The organism is Leisingera sp. SS27, assembly GCF_028368855.1.
GTDB lineage: Bacteria > Pseudomonadota > Alphaproteobacteria > Rhodobacterales > Rhodobacteraceae > Leisingera.
In genome coordinates, this window is record NZ_JAQNCY010000010.1 from 107,579 (window position 1) to 122,921 (window position 15,343).

The following is a 15,343-nucleotide window of genomic DNA, read 5'->3' on the forward strand; positions in this document are numbered from 1 at the left end:
CTCCGGGGAGCGCGAGGGGCTGGCCCCTCGCAGCCATTCCATCAAGGCTCGCCGGACCCGATTTCTTGCTTCCGCCTGGCCGCATAGGCGTCCAGTTCCTCGCGGATGACCGGATCCATCACCGGTTCCTCATAGTCCCGCAGCGCCTGCTGCCAGAGGCCGGTGGCACGTTGCAGCGCGTCCTTGGCACCTGCCGCTTCCCAGTTCTCGTAGTTCTGCCAGTCCGACAGCATCGGGCGGTAAAACGCGGTCTCGTAGCGCGCCATCGTGTGTTCGGCGCCAAAGAAATGGCCGCCGGTCGGGACCGATTGGATGGCGTCAAAGCCCAGCTCGTCCTCGTCGAATTTCATCGGCTTCAGGAACTCGATCATATTCTGGATGATCTCCACATCCAGGATGAACTTCTCATAAGACGCGGTCAGGCCGCCCTCCAGCCAGCCGGCCGCGTGATAGACGATATTGGCGCCGCCCAGCACTGCACCCCAGGTGGACATCATGGTCTCATAAGCCGCCTGCAGGTCCACCGCATTGGAGGCATTTGCGTTGGAGGTCCGGTAGGGGATGCCATAGCGCCGCGCCAGCTGGCCGCCGGCGATATTGGCCTTGGCGTTTTCCGGCGTGCCAAAGGCGGGCGCGCCGCTGCGCATGTCGACATTGGAGGTGAAGGAGCCGTACATGACGGGTGTGCCGGGGTTGACCAGCTGGGTCAGCACCACACCGAACAGCGCTTCGGCGTTCTGCTGGGCAAAGGCTGCGGGCAGGGTGACCGGGGTCATCGCCCCCATCAGGGTAAAGGGCGTCACCGTTACCGGCTGGCCGTATTCGGCCATGGCAATCAGCCCGTCACCCATCGCGTCATCAAACAACCGCGGCGAGTTGACCGAGATGATGGTGATCACGCCGGGGTCGCCTTTCATCTCCTCCGGCGTCTGGCCGCGGGAGATTGCCATCATGTTGATCCCGTCCAGCGCCCGGCCGCGGCCGATGGCGGAGCAGTGGAAGCTGAGGTCGGCAAAGGCGATATTGGCCAGATAGGTGTCCAAGTGGCGGTTGTTGGCGGGCAGCTCCAGCGGCGCGGTGACTTGGTTGCCGATCAGGTGGATGGCGTTGAAGTGATGCGCCAGCTTGATGAAGTTCTGGTAGTCGGAAAGGTTGCCGGAGCGCCGCCCGTTGATGCAATCATGCACGTTGGGCGGGCCTGCCACCAGGCCGAAGGTCACGTTGTTGCCGCCGAGCGTGATCCGCTTGTCCCGGTTTCGGCCGGTCAGGGTGAACTCCGCCGGGACTGTCTTCAGTGCTTCAGTGACGATGCTTTCGTCGATGCGGATGGTTTTGGTGTCGCGGTCGACGATGGCGCCGGCGGCCTCGAAGATGCCCATCACGTTCTCGCCCATCACCCGGATGCCGGCTTCTGACAGGATCCGCATTGAGGTGGCGTGCAGCTGGTCCATCTGCTCCGTGTTCAGGAGCTCAAACGCCGGGCAGGTGTTTTTTACCTGGCTCCAGGGGAGCTGGTCGATACTGCCGCCGGAGCGGGAGGATTTTCCGCGGCGCCCGCCGCCGCGTCTGTCGCGTGCCATGTGTCAGTCTTTCTGGTCAGGTCGGTGGCTTAGTTTCCGGGCACGTCATAGATGAGACGGCCAAGATCGGAGAATTTGCTGCCTTCAGTGGTGAAGCCCAGCACCGCATCGCGGATGGCGCTGGCGCGGGCCTCGCCCAGCGAAGGCGCGGCGAATTCCATGAACTTCCGCACGATGCCCTCTTGCGAGAACGGCGCCTCGGGGCCGCCGCGCGCGTGGACGTCGCCGGATTCAATGACCCGCCCGTCCGTCAGCGTCACCACAACATCAGCCACCCGGCAGGCGGGGAAGCGGACGGAATGGCGCGCGGCCTCTGCCACGGTGATGCGCTCGTGGATTGACGCAACTAGCGGGTCGGCAAGGCCCGCGCCGGAAATATGCTCAACCCCAATCCGCCCGTATGCGGCCTGGATGGCAACGGCAAAACCCAGCGAATACTGTGCCTGGCTGGTGGTGGAAGGAATGCCTGGATAGAGGCAGGCGCTTTCGTGGAAAGTGTTGATGCGGATCTTGGCGATCTGTTCGTGGCTCAGCCCGTGTTCCAGCATCACCTGACGCACGGCGTCGATCGGCGCATGGGCCCAGCGGCAGATCGGGTATGGCTTCACATACTGATGCTCCATCTGCCAGAAGCTGCCGAGGTCCTCCCAGTGTTCCGCCACCCGGTCTTCCTCGATGGTGATTGCGGGCGCGCCGGTGAAGCCCTTTTCTGCCAGAACAGCCGCCGACATGCCTGCCATCGCGCCCCAACCGGAGCCGTCATGCAGCATCGAGGGGTTGGCAATCTCGCGCATCATCTGGCTGCGGGGGCCGTGGAATTCGGCGATCCCCAGCGCCTGACGCAGCTGATCCCGGCTGAAGCCGCGCATCCGGGCTGCAATCGCCGCCACCCCCAGCGCGTTCCAGGCGCCGGAGGTATGGTAGTCGCTGACAGTTGCATGCAGCGACAGCGCGGCGCGGCCTGCTAGCTCATACCCGAGCGTGGTGATCGCCAGCGCCTCAGGTCCGGAGAAATCCGGCACCGTTTCCGCCAAAGCCGCGATTGCAGGGATCACCACCACGCCGACGTGGCCCTTGGTCGGGTAGTAGCCGTCGTGGCCATCCAGATTGTCGGTGGCGGTGGCGGCGGCATAGGCGGCGCCTGCGACGCTGACCCGGCGGCCATCAAACATCATCCGGGCACCCAGCACTTCTTCGCCGCCGCCATACAGAGCCACCGCGGTGTCGCGGGCGATGCGGCCCGCCTCCATCGGTGTGGCGCCGATGGTGATGCCCAGTGTGTCCAGGAACATCAGCGCCGCGGCTTTGCGGGTGGTTTCCGGCAGATCGCCGGGGGTCAGGCCAAGGGTGAAATCGGCGGCGCGGTCAAATGTGGCTGTCATGTCAGGCGGTCCATATTGGTGCGTTGGCCAAAGCCTAGGGGCAGCCGCCGCAGGTGACCCGCAAATAAACCGGGGTCATAGGGCCGTCATATTTCGCGAAGGGTGCGCTAGACGTCGTTTTCTGACCCTCTCAGGGCGGGATCCCTTTGGAATTGCAGCCCAATCCATTGCATGGGAACATGGCCCCGAAACCGCCAGCGGACCCGTTTGATGAAGAACCTGCCCCACCTGACATTCCTGCGCTCTTTTGAGGCCGCGGCGCGCTATCTCAGCTTCACTTCGGCGGCGGATGAGCTGAACTGCACCCAGTCGGCGGTATCGAACCATGTGCGCAGCCTGGAGGAATTCATCGGCCGCCCGCTGTTCGTGCGCCATCCGCGGTCGCTGTCGCTGACCGATGTGGGCGAGGCCTATCTGCCCTCGGTCCGCCACGCGCTGCAGGAGATTGATTCCGCCACCCAGCTCTTGATTTCGCAAAGCCACAAGCGGGAGGTGGTGATCTCCTGCCCGGTCAGCCTGGCGGAGCGCTGGCTGTTGAAGGTGATCGAGGGGTTTTCAGCGGCGCATCCGGATATCGACCTGACCATCCACAGCACGATCTGGGTGGATGTGGAGACCAATGTTTCGGACATTTCCATCACCATCAACCATGTCGATGATGTGATGGGGCCGGCCGTCAAGCTGTGGGACGAGAAGCTGGCCCTGGTCTGTGCGCCGGATTTCCAGGTTGCGAGTGAGGCGCTGACACAGCCTGAGCAACTGGTGCAGGCCAAGCTGGTCCATATTCTGGGGCGGCCGGTCTACTGGGAAAAGATTGCCAAGCATTTCGGACTGACCGGCCTTGAACTGAAGGGCGGCCTGCAAACCAATTCCTCCAACATGGCGCTGGAATTTGCAGCCAACGGGCTGGGTTGTGCGGTGTTACCCAAATCCCTGGTCAGCGCCCATGTGGAGGCCGGGCGGGTGGTGGAACCCTTCGCGTTCGATCTGGACTGCCCCTGGACCTATTTCGCCACCTTCAAGGACAAGGCCGCGACGCCTTCGGTCAAGCATTTCAAGGCCTGGCTGCTGAAGGCAGCAGCAGAGATGGAACTTTAGGCAATCGGGACTGCCCGCGCGCGGCATTGAAATCTGGCGGCGCTTCGCGTATATACGTGTATATATACATGAGGCCCGCCAATGATTGAGACCAAGATCAGAAAAGTTGGAAACTCTGCCGTTATCACCCTGACGACGGAGATGCTGACGATGCTGGACGCCAAGGAGGGCGACACGCTGTTCGTGGTGCGCGGCGATGACGGCAGCCTGCGGGTGATGGCGCATGATCCAACGGTGGCCGAGGCATTGGCCGCCGCCGAAGTCGTGATGGATGAAAACCGCGACCTGCTTCAGGCGCTGGCGTGAGCACATTCATTTGGGTGCCGCTGGCGGCGGTGACCATCTTTCATGACCGGCAAATCTCGCGCCATGGCGGTGCGGCGGGGATGCGGGATAAGGCACTGCTGGAGATGGGCTGCGCGCGGGCGATGAACCTGGCGGCCTATTCCGATGCCGGCGTGGCGGAGGTTGCCGCGGCCTATGCCTTTGGCATCGCCAAGGCGCATGCGTTTGTGGATGGCAACAAGCGCACGGCCTTTGTGACGGCTGTGACCTTTCTGCGCCTGAACGGCTTCCAGTTCCGTCCGGACCCGGTGGAGGGCGTGCGGATGATGGAGGACCTGGCCACTGGCGATGTGGATGAGGCCGCATTTGCAGAGTGGCTGAAGGCGGGAATGCAGCCGATTTAGCTCATCGCCACCTAGTTTGGCGGATTCCTTGCAAGCATGTCTCGCCCGGCTGCAAGCCGGGCAGCGCCCGTCCGCTCCCATGGGCGGGCGCTTCGCTTCCGCCCGCGGACAGATACTGCCCTTTTCGTATCCTTTCGGGCCGCCGATTGAGGCGGCCCGCTGACTGACTGGGTGGACCTCAGGCCCGAAGCCGTGCGCCTGAGGGGTCGAAGGCCGCCGCTTCCAGGATGCGTGCCTTGTGCGGCTTGCCGAGGATATAGACCTCGACCTCATCCCCGGGCTTGGCAACGGCCGGGTTGGCATACCCCAGCGCCAGCGACTTGCCGACCGAGTAGCCATAGGCGCCGGAGGTGACACGGCCCACCGGCTTGCCGTCGGGCGTGAAAATCGGCTCGCCGCCGGAGGCATCGGCATCGTTCACCGCGTCGATCTCAAAGGCGGACAGCATTTCGCGCGGGGCGTTGTCCTTGACCTTGAGATAGGCGTCCTTGTGGAGGAAATCCTTGTCCAGCTTGATCAGACCGGCCAGGCCAACCTCCTGTGGCCAATATTCCTGACTGTATTCGCGGCCCCAGGAGCCGTAGCCCTTCTCAATCCGCAGAGAGCCAAGCGCACGGCCGCCAACGGGGCCGCCATCGAATTCTGCGGCAGCGGCCAGCAGGGCGGAGTACAGTTTGACCTGGTTTTCTTCGGCACAGTGCAGTTCCCAGCCCAGATCGCCGGTGAAGGACACGCGGATCGCCAGGCATTCCACACCCGCCACGTCGATGGTGCGGGAGCGCATGAAGCGGTAGTTTTCGTTCGACAGATCCGCATTGGTCAGCCGCTGCAGCATATCGCGCGATTTCGGACCGGCCACGTTGAAGCCCGCGATGCGGTTGGTGGCGACCTCGAAGGTGGTGCCCTCGGGCAGCTCGACCATGTTGAAGAAACGCTGGTGATAGCGTTCCGCCATGCCGGAGCCGACCATCATGTATTCGTCATCCGCCACCTTGGTGATGGTGAAGTCGCCGGCCACGCCGCCGCGCACGGAAATCAGCGGGGTGAGGCAGCTGCGGCCGACCTCAGTGGGCACCTTGTTGGCGACCAGCTTATCCAGCCAGTCAAACGCGCCCGGGCCCTTGATCACGTAGTTGGCGAAGTTGGAGATGTCGATCACACCGACGTTTTCACGCAGCATGCTGACCTCGCGGCCCACCGGCTCCCACCAGTTCTGGCGGGTGAAGCTGTTGGTGTCAGTGGTGCCGGGTGTGCCGGAGAACCACAGGGGATGCTCCCAGCCGCAATTGAGGCCAAAGACGCAGCCCATTTCCTTTTGCATCTCATACGCGGGGCGCACACGGGCAGGACGGCCGGCGCTGCGTTCCTCGTTCGGGAAGTGGATGGCAAAGCGGTGGGCGTACTGGTCCTCGACGCGGGCCTTGGTGAATTTCTTGTCGGCCCAGTCGCCAAAGCGCGCCAGATCCCAGGCGAACATGTCGTATTGCGGCTCTCCCTCGATCATCCACTGCGCGGCCAGCAGGCCGAGGCCGCCGGACTGCGAGAAGCCGGGGATGATGCCGGTGCAGCAGAAGTAGTTTTTCAGCTCAGGCACAGGGCCCCAGATGGCGTTGGAATCCGGCGACCAGATCATCGGACCGTTGATGACGCGTTTGACGCCAGCGGTTTCGGCGCAGGGAACACGCTCAGTCGCGCGGATCACGTTTTCCATGATCCGGTCCAGATCGTCGGGGAACAACTCATGCGCAAAATCCAGCGGGGTGCCGTCCTCGGCCCAGAAGCGCATGTCTTTCTCATAGGCGCCGATCAGGAAGCCGTTGCCCTCCTGCCGGAAATAATATTCGCCGTCGCGGTCGGCGATTGAGGGCAGGCGGCGGCCCAGATTGGCGACCTCGTCGATGGATTCAGTGACGAAATACTGATGCTCGGTCGGCTGCAACGGCAGGGTGAGGCCAGCCATCGCCGCCACTTCGCGGCCCCAGAGGCCGCCTGCGTTCACCACCCATTGCGTGTGAATGTCGCCCTTTTCGGTTTTCACGATCCAGCTGCCGTCGGGCTGCTGTTCGGTGCCGATCACCGGGCAGAAACGTTCGATCTGGGCGCCCATGGCGCGGGCGCCGGCGGCATAGGCCATGGTGACACCCGACGGGTCCACATTGCCGCCATCGGGTTCGAACATGATGCAGCGGATGTCGTCGAACTGCGCCAGCGGGTGCAGTTCCTTGGCCTGCTCGCGGCTGACCTCATGGAAGTTCAGGCCGTAGTATTTCGCCTTGGCCTCCTGCAGGCGCAGCTGGTGCTCGCGCTCCTCCGTCTTGGCCAGATACAGGGAGCCCGGCTGGAACACGCCGCAACCCTGGCCGGTTTCCTTCTCCAGCTCCTTATAGAGGTTCATGGTGTAGTGCTGGATGCGGGTCACGTTGTTGTTGTCGTGCAGGCCGTGGATGTTGGCTGCCGCGTGCCAGGTGGAGCCAGCGGTCAGCTCGTCGCGTTCCAGCAGGACCACGTCCTTCCAGCCGAGTTTCGCCAGATGGTAGAGGATCGAGCAGCCGACCAGCCCGCCGCCGATGACAACTGCCTGTGCATGGGTTTTCATGCGTCATGTTCCCTTGCCTGCGTGCCTGAAACAGCGCGCCCTGCAGGCCGGGGCGGGCCGCCAAATCCTTCCGGGCGACCCTAGCTGCGGCGGGGGCGGATGACCCGTGAAGAATTCAGACCCAATGGCCTAGAATTCGATGGGTCATCCGGCGATTATCCAGTGATCTCTTTCATCACGCCCAGGAACTTCGCCACTTCGCCGATGCTGTTGTAGTGGCACATGGACACCCGCACGCAGCTGTCCATGCCAAGCGGGGTCAGGATATTGCCGGAATAATGGTCCGCCTTGCGCAGATGGGTGCGGATGCCCTGTTCGTTCAGGCGTTTGACCACATCCACAGAGGGCACGCCCTCCACGGTCAGCGACACCAGCCCCTCTCGGGCCGGATTGTCCGGGCCGCCCAGGATGGTGACGCCTTCCATCTCCGCCAGGCCCGGCAGATTGCCGGTGCCGCGGATCATCGCGTCGGTCAGGGCTTTTTCGTGGGAATGAATTGCCTCGCCCGCGGCCACGAATTTTGCGCGCCGGTCCGTTGCATCGCTGACCTCGCCGCCGAGCCACTCCAGGTAAGCGGCCACATCAGACAGCGTCGCATAGCTGCCGGTGTCGCGGGTGCCCATTTCCCAGTTGTCTTCCGGGCCATCGATCAACGCGTTATGCGGCAGGGCAGTCAGGCGGTCCGAGATCCAGGCGAGCCCGTATCCGTGGCGCGAGAACATCTTGTAGGGCGAGATCACATAGCCATCGACGCCATAGGCTGCCAGGTCAATGCGGCCGTGGGCCGCGTGCTGGATGCCGTCGACGATGATGAAACACTCCGGCGCAACCTCGCGGATGGCGGCGGCGCAGGCGGCCACATCCACGCCCATGCCGGTGACAGGGGAGGTGTGCACGATGGTTGCCACAACCGTGTCCGGCGTGACCGCACGGGCATAGGCCTCAGCGGCGATGGTACCACTGGCGTCGTCATGCGGGACCAGCACATGGGTCTGCCGCGCCACCCCGGCCCAGCGGGCGCAGGCAGAGCGGGTGGCGGGATGCTCCAGCGTCGAACCCAGAACGGTGCCGCCTTCCGCGGTGCCGAGGCAGGCGTTCATGATCAGGCGAAACAGCAGCTCTGTGCCGCTTTCTCCTGCAAAAAACTGGCCGCCGGACGCGTTCATCATCACCCGCATGTCGTCCTTGGCCTTGCTGATCACCCGAACCAGCTCGTGGCTGCCGGGGTTGTCGCGGCCCTGGTTGTCGGGGATCGCGGCGTAGCGTGCGGAAGTTTCCACCACCGAATTGAGCGTCAGTGCGCCGCCTGCGTTTTCAAAGAAGATACGAGCGCCTTGTTCGGGGCAATTGTCCACCTGGGCAAACCGGGCGCGGATCTGGTCCAGCAGGTTGTCGGAAATATGGGGCATGGCACATCCAGCAGCAAAGGTTTGTTACGTGCCACAGTAGGGGGATTGCCTCGGCCGGTGATACAAAAAAATCCGGGGCTAAGGGCTGGAAATCTCTGTGTCAGCCCCTAGCGTTTTTCAGGTGATGAAACCGTGGAAAGGGGCGCGCAGCGCAGCCCTGTGCACCATCTCAGACAGCGTGATGATGTCGAAAACGGGCCGGTTAAGCGCCGCTTGCAGGGCGTGGGCATAGGGCGGCAGGTCGGTGCATTCCAGAACAATCGGGCCGATCTCCGGGTTGCGCGCGATCATGCCGCGGGCGGCGGCCAGCAGTTCGGCCTCAACCTTGGCCAGATCCATTGCAGTGCGTTCATTGCGCAGGATCACGGTGGAGAACTCTTCCGCGTCATCCAGCCCCTGGACAACCACGGGCGTGTTTTCTGCACCGACGCCGCGCAAATGCGCCTCGGTCAGGCTGGCGGCAGAGGCCGTGATCACCCCTACGGTGCGGCCTGTCATCTGATGCGCCAGCGGCACCTGGATCAGCGAGGAGACGAACACCGGCACATTCACCGCGGCTGCGATCTCCTTTTGAAAGATGGCGAGGAAGCCGCAGGAGCCGGTAATGGCCCGAACACCCTTGGCCTCCAGCCGCCGGGCGGCCTCGATCAGCCGGTCCTTCATTTCGCCAGTCGGGTTGGCCAGCAGTTTCGGCACGGTAATTCCGTCCAGCATTTCATAGAGCGTGGTGAAGGGCAGGCTGGAAGGGTTCTTGATATGGCCGGGCGGCTTGGGGAAGTAGCTTTCCAGTGCCAGCACGCCAATGGAGACGCCGCAGATGTTCTGGCCGCCGGGGTGGATGGTCATGCCTTGATCCTTTCGTAGCGCCGTGTGCGGAACGGCGAGAGGTCTTCGTTCACGGGTGTTCCGCTGACGATATCCGCCACCAGCCGTCCGGTTTTCGGAGCCATCATCAGGCCGTAATGGCTGTGGCCGAAAGCGGCGATCAGGTCCGGGAACCCTTCAACCTCGCCAATGCAGGGCAGGCTGTCGGGCAGGCTGGGGCGCTGGCCGGACCAGGTTTCCATCTCGTCTGCGTGCAAGTCCGGCAGCAGGGCTTTGGCAAGCTCCACCAGCCCGTCGAGCCGTTTCTGATTAAGCGGCTGATCAAGGCCCGCGAACTCGGCGGTGCCGGCCACCCGCAGTCCTTCCTCCATCGTGGAGGCCACGAATTTCATGTCCATATCCATGATTGAGTTGTTGAGCGCGACGCCGGGGTTCTGGAACGACACGTGGTAGCCGCGTTCGGATTCCATCGGGATCTTGATCCCCAGCGGCTTCAGCAGCTCGCCGGACCAGACACCCATCGCCAGCACCAGCTTGGGCGTCCAGTCCTGGCCCGCATCGGTGGTGTAAGTCCAGCCGCCGGTTTCCGACGGCAGGATGCCCCGCACAGTCCGGGTCTGGATATCACCGCCCATGGATTGAAACTTCTCTGCCAGCACCGCGCCGATCCTGCCGGGAGAGAGCGCCCGGGCCTGGCCCTTGATCAGGATTGCAGCCTGAAACTCCGGCGTCAGCGCCGGTTCAAGATCCCGCAGCTCGGCAGCGCCGATCCGTTCCATGTCAGCGCCCTGCGCGGCCCGCAGCTGGTTGCCGAGACTGTTCAGGTCAGCCTCCGCCGGGTTGCGCGAGGCATGGACGTAATAGCTGTCCTTGACGAGCGACTCGTGGCCGGTGCCCGCCAGATGCAGCCGGAACCCTTCGACACAATTGCGGCAGAGAAAACCCATAGCGTCAGAAATCCGGTGAATCCGCTCCTCACGCCCCTCGGCTAGGAACCGCAGCCCCCAAGGGGCGACCTTGGGCAGGTAGCCGGGCCTGACCGTCACAGGCCCCAGCGGATCCAGCAGCCAGCCGGGCACGTTCTTCCACAGGCCCGGCATCGACTGCGGCACCACCGACCAGGGGGAAATGATGCCTGCATTGCCGTAAGACGTTGCCTGGCCCGGTGCGTCCCGGTCGATAAGCCGGACCATGAGGCCCCGCTCGGCCAGGGACAGGGCCGAGCAGATACCGACGATCCCGGCACCCAGAACCGTCACATCAGGGGTAGCGGATGCGCTCATTGCACCGCCTTTGCCTGCAGTTTGCGCTGTTGGCCCAGTTGCTGGATCAGCACCGGCGCCATCACAACAAGTGCCGCGATGTCAGAGCCGCCGGAGGGCGCCACCAGCAACAGGCCGCCGATGGCCATCAGCAGCCGCCAGACACCGCTGAGCGGGGCCAGGAAATAGGCCGAGACAGCGGTGGCGATGGCAAAGACCCCAAGCGCGCAGGTGCCTGTCACTTGGATGAACCCGGTCCAGGTAAAGTACTCCGGCAGCACGATCAGCATTACCGGCGCATAGACAAACACCATTGGCACCATCAGCTTACCCAGCCCCAGGGTAAAGGCATTAAGCCCGGTGCGGAACGGGTTGGAGCCGGCAATCCCTGCCGCTGCATAGGCAGAGGCACAGACCGGCGGGGTGATTTCGGAAATCACACCGTAGTAGAGCACGAACATATGGGTGGCGAGCGGCGGTACGCCCAGCTGGCTGAGGGCAGGCGTCGCAACCGCCACCAGCATGATGTAAAGCGCGGTGGTCGGCAAGCCGGCGCCCATCAGGATACAGGCCATGGCGATCAGCACCAGCGACAGGAACTGCTGGATCGACGGCTGGCTGAACGCCTCGATGGAGGTCCAGTCCAGGAAGGGCGCAATGGCTGCCGCCATGTCCGCCGCGCCGCCGGTGACCATGAAACCGAGGCGGAAGCCGACGCCGGTGGTGTTGATAACACCGACCACGATGCCCACCGCGGCAGAGGCCGCGCCCACGGCCAGCGCGTATTGCACGCCGACGTGGAAGCTGTCGAACAGGTCGCGGAAGTTCTGACGCTCGTTCCGGTGCAGGCAGCCGATGATGGTGAGCGCCGCCAGCATCCCGGCCATCACCGGGGTATACCCCTCGCCGGAGTAGGGCGAGGCCTTCCACAAGATGAAGCCGAGCAGGGCAAAGGGGATCAGCAGTGTGGCCGGTTTGTCAAAGGCGCAGAAGCCGACGACGATACACAGGCTGAGACCGATAAAAGCGGCCATATTCGGCGAATATCCGGAGAACAGCACCAGCAGAAGTGCGATCAGCGGAATGATCGTGTACCAGCCGTCCTTCCAGACCTGCAGGAACTTGGGCAGCTGATCCTTGGGATAGGCGGTCAGGCCCAGTTTCTTGGCGGTGAAATGCACAATCGAGATCACCCCGATATAATGCATCAGCGCCGGCACGATCGCGGCAATCACGATGGTGGTGTAAGGCACTTCCAGATACTCGGCCATCAGGAAGGAGGCCGCCCCCATGATCGGCGGGGTGATCTGCCCGCCGGCCGAGGCCGCGGCCTCAACCCCGCCTGCGAAATGGCCGGGGTAGCCCAGTTTCTTCATGTTGGGGATGGTGAGCGAGCCGGTGGAGACCGTGTTGGCAATCGACGAGCCGGAAATTGTGCCGAAGAAGGCGGATGAGACCACCGACACCTTGGCCGGACCGCCGGTATAACGGCCTGCCAGCAGCATGGCGTTGTCGACAAAAAACTGCCCCAGCCCCATCCGCTGCGCCACAACGCCGAACAGCACAAAATGGAACACCACGGTGGAGACCACCCACAGCGTCACGCCAAAGATGCCTTCGGACGGGAAGTACATGTTGTTGACGAACTGCTGCCAGTTGACGCCCGGATGCTTGAGGATTTGCGCGGGCATGTAGGGGCCGAACAGCGCATAGACCATGAACACCAGGATGATCAGCGGCAGCACAAAGCCGATGGTGCGGCGTGCGATCTCCAGCACCGTCAGGATCAGCACCGAGCCGAAGAATACATCCAGGCTGGACGGGTTGCCTTGCCGCAGCGCCTGTTCGGCGATGTCGAAGCCGAACATGTCAAAGCCGCGCCAGCTGACCCAAAGGAACAGCGCCGCCGCCATGCTGAGGCCGGTCAGCGCCCAGTCATATAACGGCACGTTTCCGGGGCGCAGCGGATTGGGTCCGCGCCATTCCAGGCTGCGGGCCGATTTGATCAGCGGAAAGCCCACAAAGATGAACAGGAACAGGCCCGCAAGGTGAATACCCATATGCACATGGTCCACCGGGGTGCCGAAACCAGCCGTCCACAGGTGGTAGAGGGCAAAGGCGATGCTGGCCCAATAAATGACGCCAGTCAGCCTGGGTCCGTTGTCGCGCGTGTTCAGAGCGGAGTCATACTGCTTCTCCAGCTCCTCCAGCGCCTTGTTGTCGAGATGGGTATCCATGGACATCGGGGTCTCCAGTCCGGGGGCCGTGCCGGCGCGCGCCATTCACCCGCATTGCGGACAGGGGCGCCGGGAAACAAAAACGGCAGCAAGGCGCACCCTGCTGCCGCAGTTCAAGGGAGGTTTACTTGAGCATGCCGATTTCGCGGTAGAAACGTTCAGCCCCCGGGTGCAGCGGCACACCGATGCCCGCGACGCCGTCCAGCGCGGTTTCCAGGGTGATCGCCTTGCCCTTGGGGTGGCCGTTGTCCAGCAATTTGCGTGCGGTGTCGGACCACATCGCCTTGGTGATCTCATAGATCAGGTCTTCGGACATGTTGGCATTGGTGACCAGCATGCCGGAAACTGCGACGGTGTTCACATCATAGCCCACCCCCGGGTAGGTGCCTGCAGGAATTGTCGAAGGGATGTAGTAAGGCACGGTGGTGTTGGCCATCTTGACCTCTTCCGCCGACCAATTGTGCAGTTCCATGCCCTTGGTGTTGTCGAGCTGGATCATCGCCGCAACAGGTGTGCCGGCGGCATAGAAATAGGCGTCCAGCTGGCCGTCAGCGATACGCTCGGCAGACTGAGCGTTGTTCAGCTCGGCCTCGTCGATGTTGTCGCGGTTGACACCGTGGTCATTCAGGATCAGCTCCACCGCGATCTGGGTTCCGGAACCGGCCTGGGCGATGCCAACGCGCTTGCCCTTCAGGTCGGCAAGCCCGCCCAGCGAGTGGCCCTTGGGCAGCACCAGATGCAGGTCTTCCGGGAACAGGTTGGCGATCACCCGCAGATCGGGCTTGGCATTGCCTTCGAACTTGCCCTTGCCGTGGTAGGCAAAATGCAGGGTTGCGGCGCCGGACAGGCCTGCTTCCATCTGGCCCGCCTGGATGGCGTTCACGTTATGCGCCGAGGCGTTGGTCGACTGCGCCATCGCCACAAGGCCGGGCACGCCGCAGTTGCCGCCCTCGTCACAGGCGCGCGAGCCCGGCGGGTTGGAAATCGCGTTGGCAATGATGCCGCCGATTGGGAAATACGTGCCGCCCGCACCGCCGGTGCCGATGCGGAAAAAGGTCATGTCCTGAGCCACTGCGGCGCCGGTCAGCATGGTGCAGGCCAATGCGGCCCCGGTCAGTTTCTTGAAAAACCCCATAATATCCTCCCTGGAGTAATGGCTGCGTCTCCTCGCGCGCAGCGCTCACCTGTGATCTTTGCATCATGGGTAAGGTAAAACATAAGTTCAAATTTAAAATTGTACTGTATATATAAATCAGTTTTATGTTAGCTTCACGCCTGAGGACAGATCATGAATTCCCACCAACTTGCGGTTTTCCGCGAAGTCATGAAGACCGGCTCTGTCAGCCAGGCGGCCCGCAACCTGCACCGCACCCAGCCGGCCATCAGCGCTGCCATCAAGACTCTGGAAGAGGAACTGGGCCTCACGCTGTTCCTGCGCGAAGGCCGCCGTTTGGTTCCGGTGCCTGAGGCGCAGTACCTGATGGAAGAGGCAACGGAGATTCTGGCGCGGATGGAGACCGCGCAACAGAACCTCGCCAACATGCGCGACCGGGTGCAGGGCTCAATACGGATCGTGGCTATGCCAGGCCCGTCGACCTTTCTGCTTCCGGATTTCATCAGCCGCTTCGTGGCAGGCAAACCCGAGGTGCGGGTGACGCTGGCGACGCGCTCTTCGCCGCAGGTGCGCAGTCTGGTGGCAGCCGGGAGCTTTGACATCGGCTTCTGCGACATGACCCGGTTCCGCGGCGACCGCAAGCTGTATACGGCGGAGGAGCTGCCCAGCAACTGTCTGTGCGCAGTGCCCGCCAGCCATCCGCTGGTCGGCCGCCGTGTGATCACCGCCACCGATCTGAACGGCCAGCCGATGGGCGCGCTGCAGCCGGACCACAACACCTACCAGGCCACCTCACAGGCCTTTCTGGCAGCCGGCTCCGAGTTCAACCTGCGTTATGATGCGCAGTATTTCCTGCCGCTGTTCCACTTCATCGCCGCGGGGCAGGCCTGTGCTGTTGTCGACGTGCTGAGCGCCGAGAGCTACCGGCGCAGCAATGCGGGAGAGGAGCGGATCCGGTTTCTGCCGTTTGAGCCGGCGATTCCCTTTGGCTATTCCATTCTGACACCCAGTGAGCGTCCGCTGTCACAGCTTGCGGCGAGTTTCGCCGTAGCCTGGCGCGGCTACGTGGCAGATCTGCTGGCGCAGCGTTTTGAATAGGACACTGTTTTTAAGCGATTTTCTGACACTTCAGCAGTGACTTGCCAACAGCC

At 63.1% G+C, this 15,343-nt stretch carries 12 protein-coding genes; 4 read left to right on the forward strand and 8 right to left on the reverse strand.

The window, feature by feature from the left end; all coding sequences use genetic code 11:
- Positions 1 to 41 precede the first annotated feature (41 nt).
- Both N6L27_RS18275 and N6L27_RS18280 read right to left on the reverse strand, forming a co-directional pair.
- Positions 42 to 1,580, reverse strand: coding sequence for a trimethylamine methyltransferase family protein (locus N6L27_RS18275; RefSeq protein WP_271908791.1), 1,539 nt, complete (start codon positions 1,578 to 1,580; stop codon positions 42 to 44).
- A 29-nt stretch (positions 1,581 to 1,609) separates the two neighbouring features.
- The gene (locus N6L27_RS18280; protein ID WP_271908792.1) at positions 1,610 to 2,962 is read right to left on the reverse strand and encodes an MmgE/PrpD family protein; all 1,353 of its coding nucleotides are present in this window, start codon (positions 2,960 to 2,962) and stop codon (positions 1,610 to 1,612) included.
- Between the two features lie 210 nt (positions 2,963 to 3,172).
- Between N6L27_RS18280 and N6L27_RS18285 the strand changes: the two genes are divergently transcribed.
- The 3 genes from N6L27_RS18285 (at position 3,173) to N6L27_RS18295 (ending at position 4,749) form a co-directional block, all read left to right on the forward strand.
- Complete coding sequence (locus N6L27_RS18285; protein ID WP_271908793.1) at positions 3,173 to 4,060, forward strand: LysR substrate-binding domain-containing protein; 888 nt, start codon at positions 3,173 to 3,175, stop codon at positions 4,058 to 4,060.
- Between the two features lie 81 nt (positions 4,061 to 4,141).
- Complete coding sequence (locus tag N6L27_RS18290) at positions 4,142 to 4,366, forward strand: AbrB/MazE/SpoVT family DNA-binding domain-containing protein (protein ID WP_019296977.1); 225 nt, start codon at positions 4,142 to 4,144, stop codon at positions 4,364 to 4,366.
- A complete protein-coding gene (locus N6L27_RS18295; protein ID WP_271908794.1) occupies positions 4,363 to 4,749 on the forward strand; it encodes a type II toxin-antitoxin system death-on-curing family toxin in 387 nt (128 codons plus the stop codon). Before N6L27_RS18290 ends, N6L27_RS18295 begins: the two co-directional genes overlap by 4 nt.
- A 178-nt stretch (positions 4,750 to 4,927) precedes the next feature.
- Here N6L27_RS18295 and N6L27_RS18300 read toward each other — a convergent pair whose 3' ends face one another.
- The 6 genes from N6L27_RS18300 to N6L27_RS18325 form a co-directional block, all read right to left on the reverse strand.
- A complete protein-coding gene (locus N6L27_RS18300) occupies positions 4,928 to 7,345 on the reverse strand; it encodes a GcvT family protein (RefSeq protein ID WP_271908795.1) in 2,418 nt (805 codons plus the stop codon).
- Positions 7,346 to 7,500: 155 nt separating this feature from the next.
- Complete coding sequence (locus tag N6L27_RS18305; RefSeq protein ID WP_271908796.1) at positions 7,501 to 8,754, reverse strand: aminotransferase class V-fold PLP-dependent enzyme; 1,254 nt, start codon at positions 8,752 to 8,754, stop codon at positions 7,501 to 7,503.
- Positions 8,755 to 8,871: 117 nt separating this feature from the next.
- Positions 8,872 to 9,600 carry an aspartate/glutamate racemase family protein gene (locus N6L27_RS18310; protein WP_271908797.1) on the reverse strand — a complete coding sequence of 243 codons (729 nt, stop codon included), beginning with the start codon at positions 9,598 to 9,600 and terminating at the stop codon, positions 8,872 to 8,874.
- Positions 9,597 to 10,862 (reverse strand): NAD(P)/FAD-dependent oxidoreductase, encoded by a 1,266-nt coding sequence (locus N6L27_RS18315; RefSeq protein WP_271908798.1) that lies wholly within the window; start codon positions 10,860 to 10,862, stop codon positions 9,597 to 9,599. Before N6L27_RS18315 ends, N6L27_RS18310 begins: the two co-directional genes overlap by 4 nt.
- On the reverse strand, positions 10,859 to 13,084 hold the full coding sequence (locus tag N6L27_RS18320) for a TRAP transporter permease (protein ID WP_271908799.1): 2,226 nt from the start codon (positions 13,082 to 13,084) through the stop codon (positions 10,859 to 10,861). The genes N6L27_RS18315 and N6L27_RS18320 overlap by 4 nt, the downstream gene beginning before the upstream one ends.
- A 118-nt stretch (positions 13,085 to 13,202) precedes the next feature.
- A complete protein-coding gene (locus N6L27_RS18325; protein WP_271908800.1) occupies positions 13,203 to 14,213 on the reverse strand; it encodes a TAXI family TRAP transporter solute-binding subunit in 1,011 nt (336 codons plus the stop codon).
- Positions 14,214 to 14,366: 153 nt separating this feature from the next.
- Between N6L27_RS18325 and N6L27_RS18330 the strand changes: the two genes are divergently transcribed.
- Positions 14,367 to 15,290, forward strand: coding sequence for a LysR family transcriptional regulator (locus tag N6L27_RS18330; RefSeq protein ID WP_271908801.1), 924 nt, complete (start codon positions 14,367 to 14,369; stop codon positions 15,288 to 15,290).
- The last annotated feature ends 53 nt before the right edge of the window (positions 15,291 to 15,343 follow it).

Bases quoted from the DNA above. Each gene is read 5' to 3' on its own strand.
- N6L27_RS18315 (WP_271908798.1), bottom strand. From the start codon at position 10,862: ATGAGCGCATCCGCTACCCCTGATGTGACGGTTCTGGGTGCCGGGATC.
- N6L27_RS18290 (WP_019296977.1), top strand. From the start codon at position 4,142: ATGATTGAGACCAAGATCAGAAAAGTTGGAAACTCTGCCGTTATCACC.
- N6L27_RS18300 (WP_271908795.1), bottom strand. From the start codon at position 7,345: ATGAAAACCCATGCACAGGCAGTTGTCATCGGCGGCGGGCTGGTCGGC.
- N6L27_RS18305 (WP_271908796.1), bottom strand. From the start codon at position 8,754: ATGCCCCATATTTCCGACAACCTGCTGGACCAGATCCGCGCCCGGTTT.
- N6L27_RS18310 (WP_271908797.1), bottom strand. From the start codon at position 9,600: ATGACCATCCACCCCGGCGGCCAGAACATCTGCGGCGTCTCCATTGGC.
- N6L27_RS18325 (WP_271908800.1), bottom strand. From the start codon at position 14,213: ATGGGGTTTTTCAAGAAACTGACCGGGGCCGCATTGGCCTGCACCATG.
- N6L27_RS18285 (WP_271908793.1), top strand. From the start codon at position 3,173: ATGAAGAACCTGCCCCACCTGACATTCCTGCGCTCTTTTGAGGCCGCG.
- N6L27_RS18280 (WP_271908792.1), bottom strand. From the start codon at position 2,962: ATGACAGCCACATTTGACCGCGCCGCCGATTTCACCCTTGGCCTGACC.
- N6L27_RS18275 (WP_271908791.1), bottom strand. From the start codon at position 1,580: ATGGCACGCGACAGACGCGGCGGCGGGCGCCGCGGAAAATCCTCCCGC.
- N6L27_RS18330 (WP_271908801.1), top strand. From the start codon at position 14,367: ATGAATTCCCACCAACTTGCGGTTTTCCGCGAAGTCATGAAGACCGGC.
- N6L27_RS18320 (WP_271908799.1), bottom strand. From the start codon at position 13,084: ATGTCCATGGATACCCATCTCGACAACAAGGCGCTGGAGGAGCTGGAG.